The sequence below is a fragment of the Amycolatopsis sp. NPDC049868 genome, from assembly GCF_044461365.1.
Taxonomy (GTDB): Bacteria; Actinomycetota; Actinomycetes; order Mycobacteriales; family Pseudonocardiaceae; genus Amycolatopsis.
The window spans coordinates 305,286-324,288 of record NZ_JBITKV010000012.1; the positions used below are offsets into that span (position 1 = coordinate 305,286).

Below are 19,003 nucleotides of genomic sequence, written 5' to 3' on the forward strand. Positions count from 1 at the left end.
GTGGGGACTTCAGTAAGTCCGTAGTTCTTTGCTTCCACAACTGGACAAGCTGAGTGCGGTCGCAGATCGGCTGGGGGCGATCCGTGTACTCGAGTAGAAGGCCAGTGACGTCAACGGTTTCGGCGTCGCACTGCGCATTCTGGTATCGGTGCGGTCACGTCAGGCGGTGAACTTGAGGTGCCCGACGTCGGGCCCAGGCAATGCGGCCTGGGCTTCTTCGTGTCTGGGTCCAGGGGCGATTTCGTGTCGATTTCGACGACTGTCCAGTGTTCACCCTGATGTGCCGCTAGTTTGGCGATCCCGGCGTCCGGGGGTGGGCGCGACTGGACGTGGGTCTCCGGTGGGGTACGTGAAGCAAGGTGAAGATCGTGGCTGCGTCAGCGCTCGCTGTCCTGCTCTCGGATAGCCGGTTTGAGCGGTAGGCGGATGTCATTGAACGCGGTGTCGTTTAGATCGAAGCTCTCTGAACTGCGGGAACAGCACCGGTGACCCCCTCACTGCCAGTGAGGTGCGCACAGGGCGCTGACCTGCGGTTATCGAGAACCCGCTGGTCGGCTGGCGCAGTTGCGCTGTGTTTGATGCGGTCCGGTGTCGTTGGGCGCTGTTGTAGCCGACGGTGTGCTCCAGGGCTGCTCCAGGAAAATTGGTGTGAGAGTCGGATCGCCAATGGAAGCGGTGGGTGATTGCCTTCGCGATGGACGCGATACCTGGACTCCTGTGGGTGCCGCTTGCGGGGTCAGCAGACCACTGCTCGCAACGTTCAGTCTGCTGTGCAGGCCGTTGTCGACAACGGCTGCTCGTGTCGATGAGGGTTTCCACTCCATTCGGGGGGCGCAAGGTCGTGGGTTCGAGGCGTCCGTGCTGGCCTGCCTGTCGGCCGGTTCACCTCGTGGTGGCGGGTTGGTTCACCTGACGGAAGCCGATACAGATACCGAGGGCGGCTGCTACCGGCACGAAGACATCTCCCCTGGTGTTTGTAGCTACGGAAACTCCTTGTTTTGCAACAAGTTCTTCGTCGAGTTCAGGTCCTGGACGCCAACCGTGCACGCGACAAGCGCGGGCAGCGCGGGCGCTCGCTCACCGGGGAACAGCGTGGTGAGACTGGAGGCGGGCACGGGGGTGTGCGTTGGTCCGCCGGTCCGCCGAGGTCGAAAACCCGGGTGGGTCCTTCTGTGCGGGGTGCCCGACCGAGGTAGCGCTCATATCGTGCCTGGACGGCGTCCCGGCTCGCTGTCGGCTGCGCAGGCGTGACGTCGGCGATTCCGACGGCGCCGTTCGGGTGGCCGGCCAGCCGGGGCGCTTGGATCCGCGGGTCCAGGTCCGCGACGATGCCGACTCTGCCTTTCTCTTCCGCGCCTGGGCGCACCGCATCGATCTCCAGGTAGCGGGCGGTCTCGACGTGAGCGCGGCCGGGCGCTGCACCGTGTTCACCCCACCGTGCCGCACCTCGGCGGCGGTCAACCGTGCGGCCGTGGCGTCGATGTCGGATGAGGAGAACATTAAGATGTGCATTCCCTCGAAGCGTTCCAGGCATTCCGCCAGGTTCGCGCTGGTGGCGTTGATCTGCGCCAGCGGCGTCGGCAGCACCTGCTGTCCTGGCGGCGACCGAAAGCCTTGCTCTGGACCCCGAACGCGTCGAACGGTGGCAGCGCACCGGACAGAAGCCCTCCCGAGTCATGGTGTGGACACCCGGGCAGACCGGACGGTTCCTCGACCACGCCGTCCACCACCCCTACTACGTGCTGCTACACCTCATCGCCTACCGAGGACTGCGACGCGGCGAAGCCTGCGGCCTGCCCTGGTGGGACGTCGACTTCACCCGCCAGAGCATCACCATCACTGCGGCGCTGGTCCAAATCGGCTGGCGGGCCGAATTCGGCGAACCCAAGAGTGAAGCCAGCGGCCGGGTCATCGCCATCGACACCGCCACCACCGACGTCCTCGCCACACACAAGCAACGCCAGGCAAACCTGCAGGCGGCAGCGGGCGACGCGTGGATCGAGAACGGCCTAGTCTGCACCGAACCCGACGGCAAACCCTTGCAACCCTCGCACCTCAGCGACGCCTTCCATGCCATCGCCGAAGCCGCAGGCCTCCCGCCCGTACGCCTGCACGACCTCCGCCACGGCGCCGCCACCCTCATGATCGCCGCCGGAGCCGACCTCAAACAGGTCCAGGAACTCCTCGGGCACTCCAGCATCGCCATCACTGCTGACACCTACACCCACGTCCTGCCGGAACTCGCCCGTGAAACCGCCGAAGCAGCTGCCTCGATCATTCCGCGCGGACAGAACCGGAAACTCCCTCCCGCCGCCTGACGTAAGGCGCGGTTCACAGAGCTCGGCCTACTACTACCGGCCAACGTCTTACGTTGTGGCTCAAGTTAAGGGGGCCTGCCCGGGTGAGTTGCCTAGCAGGCTGAGGCACGACAAGCCAGTCCAGTTGTCCGGGTTTGTGTCGACGCCGGCCGTGTTTAGCGCGGCCGTGAGTTGTGCGCGGATCGCGGCTGCCTTGGTAAGGAGTTTTCCGACATATGCCTTCTCAGGCGGCTTTCGTTGGTTGGCGTGGGACTAGTGAACGGGCGTCAACGGGTCGGTGTCTTCGTGCGGATCGATGGTGCACCCGACCCGGTCGGCCTGGCAGAAGTCACGACGTGCCGTGTGATGTTCTACTGCCTTCGGTATCGTCTCAGGTCCCTTTCCCTGCGGTGGCAGGGAAAGGGATAAGAGGCCGATCTGCTGCTTCAGGACTTCTTGCGGGGTGCGCGCTTGCGCTTGATGGGGGTCTCTTCGGCGACCGGCTCAGGGGCTGATTCGGCGTTGTCGAAGGCTTCGTAGATTTCGTTGGGAATGCGGCCGCGCTCGGCGATCGCGTAGCCGTTCGCTGACGCCCAGGCGCGGACCTGCTGGTTGCGCTCGCGGTCGGTGGGCTTCGCTGCACCACCGGCCACGGTGGACTGTCCGGTCGCGACCTTTACCTTGCGTCCGCCGACTCGCCTGCTGGCGTCGATGAAGCGCTCGAGCTCTTCGCGCAGGGCGCCGGCGTTGTCATCGGAGAGGTCGATCTCGTAGGTGACGCCGTCGAGCGCGAAGGGCACGGTTTGGGTGGCTTCGCCACCGTCGATGTCGTCGACGATCTGGACGGATACCTTTTGTGCCATCGATAGTGCCTTCCGCTAGATCATGTCACGCCATTTCAGATTGGCGCAGTGCCAATGAGCCTAGCCGCAGCGCGTCGAACCGGCGGATCGGCAGGCCCTGTCGCCATCGGGCAGTCGGCTTGCCGATGTCCATTTGAGACAGAATGACCCAAGCGAGTGCGTCGGCAGGGCCGACGCTGGTCGTTGCCATCTACGCTCGTGGCCATCTGCTCCGCGGACGTGAGCGCACCGCCGACGAGCGGCCCTGCGGCGTCGGTCGGGGAGAGGAGTCGCGGTCTTCCCGAACGCGTCAGTGCCTCGATGCGTGAGGAGATCGGCGCAGGTGCACCCGTCGGCTTGTGACCGACTGGTCGTCGACATGCGCGAGGGCAGTGACCGCAGTTGGTCACGGGCGCTTTCACAGATGGGTAGTGCCCTCGGCAGGACTACCAAAGGATGGGAACGGGTCTGAGCAGGGGCTTTTCAGCGGCACGTTGGTGGTGGAGGCGACCTTCGGGCTGCCGGGGTCAGGTGGGAGCCCGTTATGAGCGCCAGCTCGCAGACGGTTGCTCGGTTTGTCACGGTCACGATGGGGCTGGTCATCGGGCTCACATTCCTGTTTGGGTTCGGGAACGTCTTGAACCTGGCGTTGAAGCTTCAAGTGCCGGCATTCGTAGCGCCGCTGGTGGCACCTGCTGTTGACCGGACGGTGCTGGGGTTGCTCGTCGGCACGCGGCACCTGGCGCTGTCCGGGGCCGGCGAGGAGGTGCTGCGATCGCCGCGACGTCTGCTGCTGGCGGCGAGCGTGGTGACCTTGCTGTTGAACATCGCTGATCCCGTGTTTGCTGGTCAGTGGGGTAAGGCTACATTTGACTCGGTCGGTCCCTTACTGCTTATCGGGGTATGCGAAGCGGGTCCCGGTCTCCTCCGAGCGCTGAGTGCCACGAACACTGACCTCGGGGCAGAGCCGTTGTCCAAACCCGCGTCGGTTGACCCAACGAGTAGCCGCACGGAACAGGTGGCGGGGTCCGCGAAGGTCCAACTCGGCCAGTGTGTGGAGGCGCAATCCCCGCGCTGGATCGGCGATCTCGACGAGGAGTTAGTGCAGCGGGCTCGGCAAGCAGACGCCGACCACTGGCGGCGTTTCGACGTCCGATCTCAGCGGAGACGCTCCGGAAACAGCTTCGAATCGGAGCGACGACCTCCGGGCCTTGGTGGCGGTGGTTCGTCCTGAGAACGCGCCGAAAGCACCACCGGCACGGATCTAGGGGACGTTGTACCTTCGGGGTGTTCTACCACGTCTGGTGGGCGGGCAGGGAGTGTGATGCTCAAAACAGCCCCGCCTGCGGGGAGAACACGTCGTCGTTCGGGTTCAGCACGATGGGAGCGGGACCAGCCCCGCCTGCGCGGGGAGAACGCGGAGAAATACGAATCCCGGAACTGGGAGCAGGGACCAGCCCCGCCTGCGCGGGGAGAACGCAGCCGAGCGCGACCAGCGGGAACACCAGCCAGGGGCCAGCCCCGCCTGCGCGGGGAGAACGACCAGCGTGCGATAGAGGTCGCGGCAGATCGCGGACCAGCCCCGCCTGCGCGGGGAGAACGAGTCGCTGAACAATCTGCACGCTCCGGCCTCGGGACCAGCCCCGCCTGCGCGGGGAGAACCTGTGGCGCAACGACGGCACGAGCTGGGACCTGGGACCAGCCCCGCCTGCGCGGGGAGAACCGCTTTTTCGCCTCGCGACGAATGCGCCGTTCCGGACCAGCCCCGCCTGCGCGGGGAGAACCCCCGCCTCGACCGGTGGCGGGACGTCCTCAACGGACCAGCCCCGCCTGCGCGGGGAGAACCCGGAACTGGACAGGAACTGGATCTGGCGTTGGGGACCAGCCCCGCCTGCGCGGGGAGAACGCCCTGCTGGTGTTCTTCCGCTGGTCGGGAAGCGGACCAGCCCCGCCTGCGCGGGGAGAACTTCAAGCACGACGAACACACTGCCGTCGACATGGGACCAGCCCCGCCTGCGCGGGGAGAACCACGTCGATCCCGCGCTGCGCGAACTCACCGGCGGACCAGCCCCGCCTGCGCGGGGAGAACAGCCTGGATCGCCGTGGTGATCCAGGCGCGCAGGGACCAGCCCCGCCTGCGCGGGGAGAACTCGCGGAACTTCGTCGCGATCTGATCCACCGAGGGACCAGCCCCGCCTGCGCGGGGAGAACATCCCACCAGGTCCAGCGGGCTTCTTGCCGCACGGACCAGCCCCGCCTGCGCGGGGAGAACGGGGGCTGCGGTCGTCATCTCGGTGGTCCTTTGGGGACCAGCCCCGCCTGCGCGGGGAGAACGACCACGCTGGAGGGTGGCGAGCGTTCGTTCGGGGACCAGCCCCGCCTGCGCGGGGAGAACTGGAACGTGTTGGCCAGCTGGACGGCGCGGGTGGGACCAGCCCCGCCTGCGCGGGGAGAACACCGTGGAGACGCTCGTGCTGGATGCTGCGGACGGACCAGCCCCGCCTGCGCGGGGAGAACCGGCTCGTCGGTGAGGTCTTTGACCAGGTACGGGGGACCAGCCCCGCCTGCGCGGGGAGAACTGCATCGGGATCGTGCGCGGGACGGCCTGCACCGGACCAGCCCCGCCTGCGCGGGGAGAACTGCGAGGTGCTGCACCGCCAGACGGAGGGCCGGGGACCAGCCCCGCCTGCGCGGGGAGAACCATCGGTTCGAGCCCTTCGTGTTGGTGAGGCGGGGACCAGCCCCGCCTGCGCGGGGAGAACATGGCAACGGCAAGGTCGGTGAGTTCGCCTCGGGGACCAGCCCCGCCTGCGCGGGGAGAACAGGTGCACATGGACGTCGGCGGCGTCGAACCCGGGACCAGCCCCGCCTGCGCGGGGAGAACATCATCACCAAGGACCCGGTCGCCGAGACTCGCGGACCAGCCCCGCCTGCGCGGGGAGAACACTTGCTGACCTGCGGCTTTGTGGACCGAAACAGTGTTTTCTGTTTACTTTGTGCCGGAGTGAGTCTAGCGATTGCCGTATCGACGACGTTTGCTTGCGTTGCTCCAGCCGGCCTCCCGGTCACTGTCGCGGGTCGCCTGCCGTGGTGCTGGTCGAAGCATGAGGTTGATGCCTTCGAAATCAACTGGGATCCAGTCATGTGCGTGGACTTCGAAGGCTAGGCCTTGTTCGTTGTCTGCGCTGTAGACCATGATGGCGCGGCCGGTTTTGACCATGTCTGTGACGCGTTGCCACATCAGCGCACGGACGCGGGCGTTGGCTTTGCCGACGAACACGCCTGCGGAGATCTCCAGAAGCCATCGGGTGAGGTGGCCTCGTAGGCCGACGGGACACGCAGTGACAACGATGACGATCACTGGTCGTCCCTGGAGGTGTCTTCCGGAAGGTTGTCTCCGTAGGCAGTGCCACCGGCGACGTTGCGGCCGTTGTAGTCCCAGAGCATGACCACATCGGGGCTGTCGAATGCTTCAGGGCCGTACTCGACGGCATCGTCCTCACCTTTGAGCAGGGATTTGATATCGCGGACGCAGGTTTCGAGGAAGGCGCCGTCCTTCATATGGTCGCGGACAGCTCGTCGGGTTTCCGCGCCGATATCGGCTATCTCGCGGGTGGCGATGTCGAACGCGATCGGGATGGTGAGGTTGGCTTTGTAGAGGTCGGCGATGTCGTAGACGAAGGACTTGATGTGTCCTGTGTGGACGAAACCGAGTCCGGGTGCGCAGCCGAGGGTGACGATGACTGCGTGGACGACGCCGTAGAGGCTCGTATTGGCGGCAGAAAGGGCTTGGTTGATGGGAGTTCCGCTGTCGAAGTCGGCGGTGTTGTAGTCGCGGCGGTCCCATGCGACTCCGGTACGTTCGGCGTGGAGACGGTAGAGCCGCCGGACTCGGGCCCCTTCTTTGCCGCGTAGTTGTTGCATGGTGAGGCTGCTGGTGTCGTCCTCGGGGAACCGCATCGCGTACATCTGGCGCGCGACACGCAGGCGAGTGTTGCGGTTGGACACGAGCGCGGCTTGTTGTTCGAGCAGGCGGGAGGAGTTGGTGAGGGTTCTTCCGTGGGCGTAGTACCGCACGCCGTGTTCGCCGACCCAGACCGCGGTCGAGCCGCTTTCGGCCAAGAGCAGCATGGCTTGCTGGCTGATGGTGGTGCCGGGGCCGAGAAGGAGCGCACCGAGCGTGGCGGCGGGGATGTGTACCGTGCCGCGGGCGTCGCGAGCGGTGATGGCGTTGGCGTCGCGGTGGACGATGCTGTGTTCGAGGTAGACGAAGGTCAACCGGTCTTGGGCGCGTGACAGTTGCGACAGGGAGACTGGTTTGGCGCCCGGGATTTCCCGCATGGTCAGGTCATCCTGGCGATGGTGAGCAAGCCACAGCCATAACCCTTTGCGGGGCCGATGCCGTGGGTGAGGGCGTTGCGGAACACCGCTGGGTCCGTGATCTCTAACCTGCCTTCGAACGTGGTGGTGGCGAGGGTGACGGTCTGGCCTTGGCGTTTGAAGCGCCAGACACGGCGGCCGTGGACCGCCACATCCGGTTCCTTTCCTGTTCCGTCGGGGATGGTGAAGCCGTGCCCATCGGCCCGGTTCAGCAACCATGTGGTCTGCTGATCGACGGTGACGTGTGCGAACCGTTGGGATCGAGTCGCTTCCTCTGATTTGCGTTTGCTGTGGACAGGGTTGGCGGTGAGCCGGAATGCCCACAGGTCACCGGCGGTCAAGCGGTCGAGGAGCGGCGCGTACGGGCGGCTGTCGCCTGGTGCGGTGGACCAGCCGGCTGTCTCGACGAGGTGCGTGAGATCCGGTGTCTGCGGGCTGACGATGTACAGAGTTGTCTGGTGGGTCCGCTGGTCAACCCGCCACAGCACCCGCCCGTCGGCGGTGGCGTCCCGGTGGGCGGGCGGGAATGCGGCGAGTACGGCGGCGTGCAGGCGGTGCGGGGATGCAAGCAGCTCGCGGGCGCCGCGGCGAGCGACGTTGATCTCGAAGCGGGTGAGGTGCATCAGGTCACGCTTCCCAGCAGATCCATCGGGTCATGCAGGTCTCGATCACCGGCTTGATGGTCCGGATTGGCCACGGTCACCGGCGAATGTGCAACGGTGCGCCACCCGTACTGGCGATGACGTGGATCGAAGCTGATCGGCTCGTCACGCACGATCTCACTGCCGGCGGTCCCGGGCTGGCAGTCGATGACCATGTCCAGATCCACTGAGGGATGAGGATGGCGTTGCCGGACCCACGGTGACGCCAACCATGGTGTGGTGCGCAAGACATGCTCGGCGTTTCCGTCGTGCATGCCGTGGTCCAGTTTTCCTGCCGGAGGGCAGGAGCGTCGGCCGAGGAACAAGGGGAACGCGGGCCGTTTCAGCGCGGTGCTGAGTCCGTCCAGCGTGGCCGGGTCTCCTTCGACAGCGACGGCGAAGACCGCGTCCGCGAGGTAGAACCGGTAGGACAGGGGCATTGACTCGGAGCCGTCGCGGGTGCGGGCGGTCTGGAAGTCACGCTCGAGCTGGCCGGGCTGCTCTACCCGTACACCGATGCGGAGATCGAGCAGGTCCTGGATCGGATCGATGCGGCGGATCCCCTTGGCGGCGGCGAGGAGCCCGATGATGCCGCTCTTGCTGGGTGCCCGATCAGTGTTACGGCGGACGAACCGGCTGTTGGTGCCCCACGATTGCAGCGGCGCCGCCAGCCGCAGCAGCAGTGCTGTCATGGCGCCAACCGTCCGGCGACTAGTGAACCAACGGCACGTACAGTGGTGTCGAAGGTCGAGCGTTGCCCGAGTTCGGCCAGGGGTTCCACGCGTTCTCCACCCCCGAAGGTCCACGCCTCGACGGGTGTCTCGTCGAAGGCTTGGTGCAGGTCGGAGGCGTGGGTGGCGAGCCGGTAGATGGCCGCGGCGATCCGGCCGCCTTTCTCGCCTTCGCGCACTGGGTCCTCGAACGCGCCGACGAGGTTGATCGGCTGGGTTTCGCGGGCGACGACGAGCACAGCGTCAGGCAGAGTGCGGTTGGCGAACGTGTTCTGTTTTCCGGTGGGCATGCTCGACACGAACGCACGGACGAAGGCCTCGGTTGCCCGGCGTGTCGCCTCGGCGTCTCCGAGGTTGCCAAACAGTTGGTCGACGTCGAGCGCGGCGTAACGGTAGAGGGTGGAGGAGTTGAACTCGACGGTACCGATCATTCCGGCACCTGCGTCTTCTTCCTCGTCGGCACGTTTGTGGTCGTCGACAGCGGTGAAATAGTCGTACTCGTTGGCGACGGTATGCACGCTGAGCGCATGCGCAACCTGCACTGCGGCCTCGACGTTGAGGTCGGGCAGATTGGCGACCATCCGTCCGAACAACGACACATCCACCGAGTGGTCGCGGTCTGCGCAGGCTTTGGCTTCGTTCTTGGCGATCGTGAGTTTGCTGTCACCCGCTTCGCGTGCCGCCTCGATGGCCAGTGCGGCGAGGTTGGTGACTTGGTGGTTGCTCAGGAACAGCAGGAACTCGGACTCTTGCGGGGTGTCTTTCTTACGTGCGTCCTTGAGCTTGACCCCGGCCGCTGTCAGCACCGCGGAGGCGAGTTCCGTTACGCGGTCGGTGAGGTCGGGAACTTGGCGGTGGATTTCTTCGCCGATGAGTTCGACCACTCGCTTGGTCCGTACACCGAGGTGTTCCCGATCGAGCAGGACGTCGAAGGCGTCGCGGGTCGCGCGTTTCCACGCTTGACTGGACACCCTGGCTCGACGGACTCCGCCGTAGATGGCTGTCTTCGGGCTGCCGGTGTCGTCGCGGTTGATGTTGCTCGGCGGCACTGTTTGGATGACGTGTACGTCAATGATGGTGCGAGGCATGGGAGTCCTTCTAATAGGATGGCTATTCGGATTCGGCCGGCGGGGTTGCGGGCGGCAGGTGGAAGTCGCGTCCCCACCGCAGTCGCACGCGTTCCGGACCGCCATCGCGTTGCCAGGTCACGAGGTCTTCAGTGAGGCGGCCGTAGTCGATCGGGATACTGGCCGTGCGGAGGAGTTGCACGATTCCCCGCAGGTGGTGAATCAGTTCGGACAGGCTGTCGGCGGTGCCGAGCATGGCGAACCGGCGTGCGACGGCGTGCGTGGGTTTGTATTCGGACTCGGGAATGAGACGTCGCACTGCTGTTCCCAACGTTCGATCCCGCACGTGCATGGGCTTGCGCTGGGACTGCTGGTGTACCGAGTACAGGGTCATCGCATGGTGGGCGGCGACCTCAGCCCAGCTCGGATTGTCCCCGCGCCAGTCACCGACGAATTCTGCGGCCATCGTGTAGTCAAGGACGTCGAACACGCTGCCGGGTGGTTTGCCGACAGCGCGGCGTAGACGAGCGAGTGCCGCCACTGAGTCCGAACGATTGGACAGGTAACCCTGTTGCAGGGCACTGATCCGTGCTCCGGCAACGGCACCTGGTCGCGCGACGGTTTCGGTCATGCGCTGTCCTTCACGGCTTCTCGGTCGGCGAGAGGAAATGCCCCGTTCAGATCGCGGCGGAACCAGACGTCGGCGTGGCTGGCCGTCATCCAGGTCCTGTTCACGATCCGACCGGCCCAGGCCTGCGGTGAGCTGCTGCCGAGCAGCCGGGCGCCCAGCCTGCCGATGACGACATGGGCAGTGGTGTGCCATTCGATCTGGCAAGACAGGGGATCGCTGTCCGGCCCCAGGCCGGTCAGCCATGAACGGAATAACGGATCGAGTACCGCGTACGCGGCCTCTGCCGCACGGGTTCGATGTCCGTCGAGAGGGCTGCCAGGACGGGGCTTGGCGTCCCTGATTCCTCCTGCTTCGGCAAGGTTGGAGGCGAGCTTGCCCACTGCGGCTGCGGCTTTCTCTGCAGCACCCACACAGGACAACGCGATCTGCCGAAGGTTCTCCGCATCCTGCGCAAGGAGCACGGCCTGCAGCGACATCGCGTCATCGATGATCTCTGCCGTTGTGGAGCTCTGGTTCCCGTACGTCATACCGATAGTGCGGAGATGCAGAGTGTGATTCCTCGGTAGAACACGGTCATTGGTGAGTTTGCTGATCCACTCCAGCACCGTCGGTGCGAGCCGCGGCGCTGCCTCCGTACGTTGGCTGGGAGAGCTGGACGGCAGCATGGCCTGCAGTCCTCGCCACACCACCCGTTCGGGGTCGTGAGTGAGTGGCATGTACACCGGGGTCGACGATTTTTGCATCTTCTCCTGATTGAGGCTGCGCCGCCAGGAGGTGTGAGTTTCGATGGCGAATTTGTTCTGAGGCGTGATCCGATCGCCGTTGCAGATGAGCACGGCGGTTACTCGTCCGCCGTTGCGCGTCAATCGTATTCGGCGGCTTTGCCAGGTGAACAGATCGACTGGGCCGGATGGCTCGCGGTCGTCGCTCTCCGGTCGGGTTTGATCCCGTTCCCACGCCGGCAGGTCGTCGACCGCCGAACCGGGGATCAGGTTGAGTAACAGGGTCTTGAGCAACGTGGCGCCTTCGGGAAGGATTCCGCCGAGGTGCCCTGACCATCCTGTGCCGATCGGATAGCCCTTGCCGTTCTTGGCACGCGGGTCGTCGGCCGCACCGGACTTGATCCCGGATGGGTCGAAGGCGTGGCAATGCACCAGCCAGCGCGCGGATTCGGCGTAGGACAAGGTGAAGTTCTTCTCCATTCTGGTGGAGAAGAACGGGTGTCCATTGGGGACATCAGCGATGAACTTGCTGAGCTCCGAGACCTCGCCCTTCTCTGTATGCAGGTCGGCAACCTGCAGGAACGGCGTGGTGGGGTCAAACAGATCGAATCGGTTCCGATGGATGTCCAGATAGCGTTCGATGTCCCTCATCGGGAGCTTCTGGCCTCGCCACAGTGCCGTCCAGGAATCCATATCAAACTGTCCGCGCAAGGCCCGATGCAGCACAGCCAGGAGTAGACGAGTCAACGCGAATACCTGAGTCGGCACATCACCCTGCAGACCAGCCAAGCGATCTGCTCGGCGGAACACGTCCACGAGCGACAGCTCCAGCGCTGTACCGTCGAGGTCACGGGCCAGCAGCCATCGCTCGTCGAGCAGATTGAAACCCTCAGATGCGCTCATGCATCAGCCCTCGCCGCAGGTCGTAGGTGAGTGTGTATCCGTGCAGCTCGGCGCGGCGGTGCTCGTCGAACGGCAGCACCAGCTGACCTTTGAGCCAGGGGTTCTGGTCAAAGCTGGAGAAATGGTGCTGCTCCAGCTCGGCGATCACTGCGTCGATAACCCCGCCGTGGCTCAATGCCACCGGCAACCGCAACGCGCATGCGGCGATCACCTTCGCCTGGGCGATCGGCACTACCTCGGTCAGCGGGATCTGCTGACGGCCGCCGGGAATCCATGACGGGGTCAAGATCCCGCCATCGGCGTCTTTCTGCACCACCAAGACTTCCAGAGACTCTGCGCCGTCACGTACCTGAGCCGCGCCCTGCGGGTTGTCCTCATGGACATCACCGACACCGGCTCGAAGCCACCCCACCAGCGTGTCCGAAGCCGTCACCTCGCCGAGGAGAAACGTCTGCGCTCTATCGACTCGTCGACGGGAACGCGTATCCGCGGATGTGGCTGCCACCTGCATCCTGTCCCGCCACGACGGCGGACCAAGCGGTCGATCGCTGTATGCCTGTTGCACCAAAGGTGCGATGTCGTCGGGCAGCCGAAGGGAGCCGCGATCGACGAGTAAGGCTGCCGACCGGAGCAGAGTGTGCTCACCATAGACACGCCGAGAACCGGGTACGGCGGTCACCGGGGTGGCAGCCCAGTCGTCCACACCGACCAGGGCGCAACGTGCTGTTTCGACACCGGCGGGCCGGGATCGGCGGTGTCGATGTGACCGGCCCAGCCTTTGCAGAACCAGATCAGCAGGTGCGAGATCGGTGACCAAGAGGTCGAAATCCACATCGAGCGACTGTTCTACCACCTGAGAGGCCACCACGATGTGCAGCGCAGGCCTGTCCGGAGCGGACTCCGGCGGACCAAACCGGCGCACCAGATCGGCATCGATACGCGCGCGATCACAAGCAAGGAATCGGGAGTGCGAGATCGTCACCGTATCCGTGCCGAACTCGGCAGCCAGTCGTCCGGCGGTTTCCTGGACCCGTGCCACGGTATTGCGGACCACCACCGCGCATCCACCGTCGCGCAAATGCCATCGAAGATAAGTGATCAGCGTGTCCAAGTCATCATCCAGATGATCAAGCGCGACCTCGGTACTGCTGTCCACCAGTTCGATGGCCCGCGGTGTCAGGCCTCCCGTCCCGCATACCACCGGATATCCCGGATGCTCGGCCGGCGGTTCTTCGCGGATGCCGCGGCCGCTGTCGTATGCGGAGAGCAGTTCAGCACGCCGCTCGTCGGGCAGAGTCGCCGACAGCAGCACGACAGGAACTCTGTAGGCGCCGAGCCAATGCAGGGCACGGTGAAGATACTGCGACATGTAGACGTCGTACGCATGCACCTCATCGATCACCACGACCTTGCCCGCCAACGCGAGATGCCGCAGCATCAGATGCCTGCTCTTCAACGCCCCGAATAGCACCTGGTCGATCGTCCCGACCACGAACGACGCCAAACCCGCCTTCTTGCGTCCACTGAGCCACCAATGAGCGACCACCGACTCGGCCTCTTCGCCGACCGCCGCGAACCGTCCGCTGCGAACCAGCCCGGCATGCTTGTCATTCAGGTGAGCCTTACCGTGGGCCAAATTCAGGCCGAGCTGATGTGGGGACGGCATACGATTCAGCCAGGCGCGGATCCGGTCGTACATCGCGTCTGTCGTCGCCTGCGTCGGCAGCGCCACGAACACCCCGTTCGCGCCCGAGCGATACGCCAGTACCTCCGCCGCCAGCAACGCCGCCTCGGTTTTACCCGCGCCCATCGGCGCTTCGACGATGAGCATGCCCGGTTCGGTCTGCGCAACAGCCGCAGCCACCGTTGCTGCCTGAACCGGCCGCGCTCCGGCGTCGAGGTGGAACCGGTCGCGGAAGAACTGATCGACATCGCCGTCGAACCGTTCAGGGGCCCACGTCGACGGAAGATTCAATGTCGCCCAAGCCGTCTTCGCTCGATCCGCAGTTACTGAATCCGAAGCCTCAAAGTCTGTTGTGGACAACGGCAAGAGCGGAAACAACTCGGAATTAGACGCGATCCAGTCCGCGACGATGACGATCGCCGTCAGCAACACCTGCGTCGGCAGAGACAAGCTGGTCTGCGCATGCCCCCTGATCGCGTCGAGTCCGCCGGAATGCTTAGTCGCCCTTGCGAGCAGGGAGCGCCTCGTTGTCTCCCATACGTTCGAACCCGTCAGATGAGACGAAGAATCCACAACGGCCAACTGAGACTCCTCCGGAGTCACACCGTGGTGACTACCGACCACCGAAGCCCACTGTGCCGCATTACTGGCGAAATCGAACCCCGCTTCGTCTGTCAACCAGTCCCGCACAGCCCAGTGACCCGCTAAAGCGTGACCTACTGCCCGCCGGTTGGGGTCGTCGACGAGCCGAGGGTGCATAGCGAAACCGTCATCGCGCATGCGGTCAGCAAGAACGTCTACCTGACAAGCGAAAGCCGGGCTCGCCTTGCCGATGTCGTGGACGCCGGCCAACCAGCACGTGATGATTCGAACTCCAGCCTCGCTGTCCGGTACATCCCGCTCGATCGTGGCCTTGACCAGCGGTGAAACCCAATGATCGACAAGCAGCCGAGCTACGGACATGGTGTCATCCAGGTGCTGATGCAACGGCAGCCACCCGACGACAATCCCATTCTCATCCCGGTCAGATTTTGCCCACACCGAGGACTTGACGTCCCCATGTATCACCAACGAACACCTCCCTCGTCAAGAGATCAGTGACCGCAGCCCCTACGTTTCGCTAGACGAGACGATTCATTCGAATGGCCTAGTCGAGAGGGTAACTGCGGATGTCAAATTGCTGAGCTAGCGCGTGAAGAGCTGGACATTGCGTGCCGTACATGGACGCTGTCCTGCTTGCGGTAGATTTAGGCTGACGCACCCGAAGATGCACGTAGTTTTCTGCCCGATCTATCGCAACAGTTGCTTCATCGCAAGCGCTGCAAGCAGGAAGGATGCGAGGCCGCTCGCCATCGCCGCCAAGAGAGACGCCATGAAGGTCAAGGCGGGATCGGTTGAGTCCCGGATGCTGAGCCATGTGGTCACTCCGGTGCTCACCGCGGTCAGGCAGGCAAGAACCCCGGCGACTATTGCGATGGCAAGGGTGTGCGCACTTAGTGATCTGCTTTGTTCCTCGTCATTCAACCTGACGTTGGCCATTTCGATCTCCTGCTTATCTGCGGATTGCTATGGAGAGCAAAGCAGTTCACGGCAGCGAAACGTGCCATCGCCTAGTGGTCTGCCACCTTTGATGCAACGTCCTGAGCCCTGCTGCGCAGGGAAATAAACGTGCTCCTACCTGCCGTACGTGCAGATCTGGTGCAGCTCGACCGTGTCGAGAGGACAAGCGAACTTTGACGAGCCCCAGCGTCGCATGAAGGACGGGGAATGTCCAGGGCGACGGAACGAACATGGAGATCCTTTGGACTTATAGGGCGGGCAGCGGGACGGGCGGCAGCTCCGGGATGTTTGCGGCCAGCCTTGCCCGTGTTGCGAAGACGTGAACGCTGAGACTGCGAAGTTGGCGAAACGGGAACAGCCCCGCCTGCGCGGGGAAGAGACCACCGCGACGATGAACCACGCGGTGATCCTGGGAACAGCCCCGCCTGCGCGGGGAAGAGTCGTGCCCGGCGAGCCGGGCCGCCATGAGGTACGGAACAGCCCCGCCTGCGCGGGGAAGAGTCACCGGGACCTACTTCTACGGAACCCAGGACGGGAACAGCCCCGCCTGCGCGGAGAAGAGCTGACTACCGCCGTCGGCGAGGCGTTCACCGCCGGAACAGCCCCGCCTGCGCGGGGAAGAGCCCGTTACGGCCCTGGATCACCACATCCGTGCCGGGAACAGCCCCGCCTGCGCGGGGAAGAGCTGGCGATGTCGCTCGCGTGGCGCAACGCGCGCGGAACAGCCCCGCCTGCGCGGGGAAGAGGGTGGCACGTACGCGTCGGGAGCCGGTCAGCAAGGAACAGCCCCGCCTGCGCGGGGAAGAGTCGGCGAGCCCGCCGATCACGTACGCCCGGCGCGGAACAGCCCCGCCTGCGCGGGGAAGAGGGCGAGTACGACCGTGACGGAGTCTTCGACCCGGGAACAGCCCCGCCTGCGCGGGGAAGAGATCGCAACGACGATCATCGCAGGTCACACTGCCGGAACAGCCCCGCCTGCGCGGGGAACAGCGCCGAAGGACGTCCCGAGACTGGCGACGGCCGGGAACAGCCCCGCCTGCGCGGGGAACAGACTTCCTGACCTGGAGTCTTGAAGATCGTAACAGTGTTTTATGGTTGGTATGGATTGTTGGAGGGTCGTTTCTAGTCGCCCATGGCAGGCGAGGCTCTGGGTTGATGTCAATGTATACTCACAGGGATCAACACTGTGTTCACCGCGATCGTGCTGACCATCGGGTATGCGTCGCGGGATCTGCCCGCCAGCGTTCGGGATGCCGTTCCGGGCCGCGCACCGTGCTGATGAATGAGGACCAACGCTGGCGTCCGAGGGAGAACCGGGTCGGCACTCCTCGAAGGGTTGATCGCCGACGCTTCCCTGCTCGTCGGCCAGAACGACCGCCACGTCGTCCTGTTGAAAATCAAGCGCGCCTATCTGCAGAAGCTGCAGGCCGAAGGCAAGCTGATCGTGCCCGCCGATCTTGTCCGCATGGTCAAGACAGGGCCCGGCACGGCCAGCCTGGGCGAGGCCCAGCGCGCGGGGGCGCTGCAGGCCCAGGAGCAGCAAGGTATCGAGGCAGACACATTGGCGGCGGTGGCGCGGCTGGAGAACGCCTGGACGGGCCAAGGTGGCGACGCGGCCCGGGCCGGGTTGCGCCCGCTCGCGCAGGCCGCGACCGAGGCCTCGGCCGCGCTGCACAATAGCCAGAACACGCTGGCCGATCAGGATCACGCGTTCCAGACAACGCGGGATTCGATGGTCGAGATCTCGGCTACGCCACCGCAGCGGAACGTCCTTGATGTCGCGAGCCCGTGGGATACCGACACAGAGATCCAGCTCAACGAGCGCAACGCCGCGATCCAGCGGAACAACGAGATCTACAACAGCTTCACCCGCACCAGCGACGGCCACGCGCAAGCGATGCCGATCCAGTTCGGTCAGATCACCGGCGAGTCCGACGGGGCCTTCTCCATCGGCCAGACCACGGGCACGGGTGGCGCTGTGGAGAAGCGGGAGATCGCGGGACCCGGCTGGGCATCCGACGGTGAACCTGTCGGCGTCACCGGCCGCGCCGTGCAGGCCGAGCATCACCCCGACGCCGGGTCTGGGCCCGATGGAGAGGCATTGCCGGGTCACGCTGCGGGTGGTCAGCGGCCAGACGGCGTCGCTGTGTCGCCGGGCAGGGATGGGACCGTGGCCGCTGGGTTCGTGCGCCCGGCTCCCTCGGGCATCGACGTCCCGAACCTGCCGGGACCAGGCTTGACGAACCTTCCCGCCGCGGGCGGCGCGGACACGCTGAACTACGTGACGGGACCGGACCGGCCTGGTTCTGGCCCGGTCGTGCCCCCCTACAGCCGGCCTGGGGTGCCCGGGGCCGGTGGGCCGGGTAGACCGGGCCGGTCGGTGGGGGCGGGTCCCCTGGGGCAAGGCGAGTCTGCCGGACGGGCCGGTGCGGGCAGCCAGACTGGCACGGGAAGCCGCGGTACCGGGGCTGGGCCGGTCGTACCGGCGGCCGCGCGCGGCAAGGGCAAGGATGAGGACAAGGAGAAGAAGTCCCCGGACTATCTGCAGGAGCCGGACCCGCAAGGGCTGTTCGGCTACACCGGCCGGGTACCGCCGCCGGTGATCGGAAAGTAGAACCGGCAAAGGGAGTCAGAGGGGTGCTCGACGAGCCGGTGACGGTACCGCGCCTGGCAGTAGCTCAAGCGTGGGAATGGGAAAGGATCGGGCCAGTACATCCGGTGATCGGTCCGGTGGACGTCTGGGTCGAGCCCGACGCGGAAGACGAACTCGCGGAACTGACCCGGCAGGCCCTGGCACAACCCGGCTTCTACGAGCTGCGACGAGGCCGGATCAGTGGATGGTTCCGGGACCTGATGCTGGGCATCGCCTCGTCGAGCTACGAATGCTACGGCTTCTCCACCGCTCGAGGTGGCCAGGATCGTTCGATGCTGGCAGTGCCGACCGGAAAGCACGGCGCCCTCATCACGGTTGAGGACGACCGCCTGACCCTGGAACAGATCCGAGGCGCCAAGGTGATCCGGTCGGTCGTCGAGGCGCTCCCGAAGCATCCGTCAGCCGCGGTCGCCGAGCGAGCGGTGCCGCGCACGGAGTACCTGGCACGCACGAACGACGACTCGTACACCCTGGACACCGGGAACGACTACACCGCTGTTGATCCGGCTGACGAGCTTCGCACCCTGATGGCCGAGCGGCGACAGGCCAGCCACCAGCTCTACGTCGCGGCCCGCTCGAACGGGATCAGACGCGCCAGCGTCCCGCTGACCGCGATTGACACCGCGAACCACGGCAGGATCCTGACCTATCTCCGGCCTGGAACCGACGACCTCGAGATCGCCTGGGGACCCGGCAGCCCGGCGTACATCACCGAAACCCTGTACAACACCCTTGAGGCGTTGCGGTCCTGACACTCGCGCAGGGCACGTGGAGAAAACTTTGCAGGGTAAGGGTTTCTAGGGCGTGTCCTGGGGATCTTCATCGGAGGTGGAGGATGATGCAGGCGAGGATGATCTCGGCGCGGTGGTAGGCGGCTCGTTTGGCGAACCGT

At 65.2% G+C, this 19,003-nt stretch carries 14 protein-coding genes and 2 CRISPR repeat arrays; of the genes, 4 read left to right on the forward strand and 10 right to left on the reverse strand.

The window, feature by feature from the left end; translation table 11 throughout:
- Positions 1-1,676 precede the first annotated feature (1,676 nt).
- Entirely contained in the window at positions 1,677-2,318 is a 642-nt protein-coding gene (locus tag ACIBTM_RS36945) for a site-specific integrase (protein ID WP_395881805.1), read from the forward strand.
- A gap of 425 nt (positions 2,319-2,743) precedes the next feature.
- Here the strand turns inward: ACIBTM_RS36945 and ACIBTM_RS36950 are convergent, their stop codons facing one another.
- Entirely contained in the window at positions 2,744-3,160 is a 417-nt protein-coding gene (locus ACIBTM_RS36950; RefSeq protein WP_395881806.1) for an Lsr2 family protein, read from the reverse strand.
- Positions 3,161-3,683: 523 nt separating this feature from the next.
- Here ACIBTM_RS36950 and ACIBTM_RS36955 point away from each other — a divergent pair.
- A complete protein-coding gene (locus ACIBTM_RS36955; protein WP_395881807.1) occupies positions 3,684-4,373 on the forward strand; it encodes a hypothetical protein in 690 nt (229 codons plus the stop codon).
- 96 nt (positions 4,374-4,469) lie between these two features.
- A CRISPR array of direct repeats spans positions 4,470-6,084; the repeat unit is 28 nt; unit sequence GGACCAGCCCCGCCTGCGCGGGGAGAAC.
- A gap of 65 nt (positions 6,085-6,149) precedes the next feature.
- Here the strand turns inward: ACIBTM_RS36955 and cas2e are convergent.
- The 9 genes from cas2e to ACIBTM_RS37000 all read right to left on the reverse strand — a co-directional run bounded on the left by cas2e (position 6,150) and on the right by ACIBTM_RS37000 (position 15,437).
- Entirely contained in the window at positions 6,150-6,500 is a 351-nt protein-coding gene (gene cas2e, locus ACIBTM_RS36960; RefSeq protein ID WP_395881808.1) for a type I-E CRISPR-associated endoribonuclease Cas2e, read from the reverse strand.
- Positions 6,497-7,480: a type I-E CRISPR-associated endonuclease Cas1e gene (cas1e, locus tag ACIBTM_RS36965; RefSeq protein ID WP_395881809.1), complete on the reverse strand. Its 984-nt coding sequence runs from the start codon at positions 7,478-7,480 to the stop codon at positions 6,497-6,499. The genes cas2e and cas1e overlap by 4 nt, the downstream gene beginning before the upstream one ends.
- A 2-nt stretch (positions 7,481-7,482) precedes the next feature.
- The gene (gene cas6e / locus ACIBTM_RS36970) at positions 7,483-8,142 is read right to left on the reverse strand and encodes a type I-E CRISPR-associated protein Cas6/Cse3/CasE (protein WP_395881810.1); all 660 of its coding nucleotides are present in this window, start codon (positions 8,140-8,142) and stop codon (positions 7,483-7,485) included.
- Positions 8,142-8,852: a type I-E CRISPR-associated protein Cas5/CasD gene (gene cas5e / locus ACIBTM_RS36975; RefSeq protein WP_395881811.1), complete on the reverse strand. Its 711-nt coding sequence runs from the start codon at positions 8,850-8,852 to the stop codon at positions 8,142-8,144. Before cas5e ends, cas6e begins: the two co-directional genes overlap by 1 nt.
- A complete protein-coding gene (cas7e, locus tag ACIBTM_RS36980; protein ID WP_395881812.1) occupies positions 8,849-9,979 on the reverse strand; it encodes a type I-E CRISPR-associated protein Cas7/Cse4/CasC in 1,131 nt (376 codons plus the stop codon). Before cas7e ends, cas5e begins: the two co-directional genes overlap by 4 nt.
- Before the next feature lie 22 nt (positions 9,980-10,001).
- Positions 10,002-10,589, reverse strand: coding sequence for a type I-E CRISPR-associated protein Cse2/CasB (gene casB, locus ACIBTM_RS36985; protein WP_395881813.1), 588 nt, complete (start codon positions 10,587-10,589; stop codon positions 10,002-10,004).
- Entirely contained in the window at positions 10,586-12,214 is a 1,629-nt protein-coding gene (gene casA / locus ACIBTM_RS36990; RefSeq protein ID WP_395881814.1) for a type I-E CRISPR-associated protein Cse1/CasA, read from the reverse strand. Before casA ends, casB begins: the two co-directional genes overlap by 4 nt.
- Positions 12,201-14,966 carry a CRISPR-associated helicase Cas3' gene (cas3, locus tag ACIBTM_RS36995; RefSeq protein ID WP_395881822.1) on the reverse strand — a complete coding sequence of 922 codons (2,766 nt, stop codon included), beginning with the start codon at positions 14,964-14,966 and terminating at the stop codon, positions 12,201-12,203. Before cas3 ends, casA begins: the two co-directional genes overlap by 14 nt.
- A 222-nt stretch (positions 14,967-15,188) precedes the next feature.
- Positions 15,189-15,437: a hypothetical protein gene (locus ACIBTM_RS37000; protein ID WP_395881815.1), complete on the reverse strand. Its 249-nt coding sequence runs from the start codon at positions 15,435-15,437 to the stop codon at positions 15,189-15,191.
- A 372-nt stretch (positions 15,438-15,809) separates the two neighbouring features.
- Positions 15,810-16,509: direct repeats of the CRISPR family, unit length 28 nt; unit sequence GGAACAGCCCCGCCTGCGCGGGGAAGAG.
- A 231-nt stretch (positions 16,510-16,740) separates the two neighbouring features.
- Between ACIBTM_RS37000 and ACIBTM_RS37005 the strand changes: the two genes are divergently transcribed.
- Both ACIBTM_RS37005 and ACIBTM_RS37010 read left to right on the forward strand, forming a co-directional pair.
- Positions 16,741-18,072, forward strand: a complete 1,332-nt coding sequence (locus ACIBTM_RS37005; protein WP_395881816.1) for a hypothetical protein — start codon at positions 16,741-16,743, stop codon at positions 18,070-18,072.
- Positions 18,073-18,110: 38 nt separating this feature from the next.
- A complete protein-coding gene (locus ACIBTM_RS37010) occupies positions 18,111-18,863 on the forward strand; it encodes an ESX secretion-associated protein EspG (protein ID WP_395881823.1) in 753 nt (250 codons plus the stop codon).
- The last annotated feature ends 140 nt before the right edge of the window (positions 18,864-19,003 follow it).

Coding starts and splice junctions, on each gene's coding strand:
- ACIBTM_RS36945 (WP_395881805.1), top strand. CDS start 1,677: ATGGTGTGGACACCCGGGCAGACCGGACGGTTCCTCGACCACGCCGTC.
- ACIBTM_RS36950 (WP_395881806.1), bottom strand. CDS start 3,160: ATGGCACAAAAGGTATCCGTCCAGATCGTCGACGACATCGACGGTGGC.
- ACIBTM_RS36955 (WP_395881807.1), top strand. CDS start 3,684: ATGAGCGCCAGCTCGCAGACGGTTGCTCGGTTTGTCACGGTCACGATG.
- cas1e (WP_395881809.1), bottom strand. CDS start 7,480: ATGCGGGAAATCCCGGGCGCCAAACCAGTCTCCCTGTCGCAACTGTCA.
- cas6e (WP_395881810.1), bottom strand. CDS start 8,142: ATGCACCTCACCCGCTTCGAGATCAACGTCGCTCGCCGCGGCGCCCGC.
- cas5e (WP_395881811.1), bottom strand. CDS start 8,852: ATGACAGCACTGCTGCTGCGGCTGGCGGCGCCGCTGCAATCGTGGGGC.
- cas7e (WP_395881812.1), bottom strand. CDS start 9,979: ATGCCTCGCACCATCATTGACGTACACGTCATCCAAACAGTGCCGCCG.
- casB (WP_395881813.1), bottom strand. CDS start 10,589: ATGACCGAAACCGTCGCGCGACCAGGTGCCGTTGCCGGAGCACGGATC.
- casA (WP_395881814.1), bottom strand. CDS start 12,214: ATGAGCGCATCTGAGGGTTTCAATCTGCTCGACGAGCGATGGCTGCTG.
- ACIBTM_RS37000 (WP_395881815.1), bottom strand. CDS start 15,437: ATGGCCAACGTCAGGTTGAATGACGAGGAACAAAGCAGATCACTAAGT.
- ACIBTM_RS37005 (WP_395881816.1), top strand. CDS start 16,741: ATGAGGACCAACGCTGGCGTCCGAGGGAGAACCGGGTCGGCACTCCTC.